General features: G+C 69.4%; 1 protein-coding gene. It reads right to left on the bottom strand.

The window, feature by feature from the left end; all coding sequences use genetic code 11:
* The coding region (locus tag ACJA3G_RS37390; protein WP_406557458.1) for a hypothetical protein at window positions 1-920 on the bottom strand (920 nt) is incomplete at its 3' end.
* Window positions 921-1,124: the final 204 nt, after the last annotated feature.

Raw genomic sequence — 1,124 nt, 5'->3', positions numbered from 1 at the left:
GCCCCCGACGCCGACACAGCCCCCCGCTTCCGCTCGGCCAGCCCCGCGATGCCCATCAGCGCGACTCCCGCCAGCAACCAGAACGCCAGGACCAGCACATGGCCGCCGAGGCCGTAGCCCGCGAAGTACACGTGGCTGCGGGCGCCCTCGACGAACCCGGCGCCGTTCCAGAAGGCGTGCAGGGCGCCGAAGAAGCCGGGCTGGAGCTCGGGCCGGAAGATGCCGCCGGAGCTGGTGAAGTTGAGCATCACGAACAGGACCATCACGCCGAGGGTCGTCCACCTCTTCAGGAAGGTGTGCAGCCCGACGCCGATCAGCAGGATCCCGGCCGAGTACAGCCACGCCATGCCCCACACACCGCCGAGGCCGGTGGCGACAAGGTGGAACAGCGGGCCCGCGAAGATCGCACCGACAGCGCTGACCAGCAGCGACATCCCGAGCGCGAGCAGCGCCCTGATCCGCAGGGCGAGCACCGCGCCGGCTCCGCCGATCACGGCGACGGACGCGTAGGAGCCGATGCTCAGCGCGACCAGCAGGAAGAAGATGCCCTGGCCGGTCGGGTCGCCCTCGGCGAGGTCGGTCACGTCGGTCACCTTGAGGGGCGAGTCCTGCGCCGCCGCGACCTTGGTGAAGACCTTCTCGACGGCCGTGGCACTGGTGTCGGAGGAGGCGGAGGCTACGAGCAGTTCGGGCTTGGCACCGGGGATGTAGGCGCCGTACACGTGCTGCTGCTCAAGGCTGTGGACGGCGGTCGCGCGGTCGGGCACGGTTCGGACATCGAGGGCGCCCGCGCCCTTGTCCTGAAGGGTCTGTGCGAGCACCTGCGCGCTGGGGCCCGAGCCGACGACGTCGACCCGCAGGTCGTGCGGCTGCGGGTTGTGGAAGGCGCCCAGATACGCGAGGCCCATCCCGATGCACATCAGAAGCGGGGTGAGGAGGTGGCTGAGCACATGGCGCAGGGGGCTGGGAGCGGTACCGGAGGACACCAGAACTCCAATGGTTGGCTTATACAACTCACTCGATACGTTGTACTCTACAACCACTTTCGGAGAATGGCGAACATCCAGCTCAGAGCCCCTGGAACCCCCGGCCCGAGCCGCCGCCACCGCCACCACCCGCCGGCC

It is taken from the genome of Streptomyces sp. YS-3, assembly GCF_045257485.1.
GTDB lineage: Bacteria > Actinomycetota > Actinomycetes > Streptomycetales > Streptomycetaceae > Streptomyces.
This window is presented reverse-complemented; position numbering and strand designations above follow the sequence as displayed.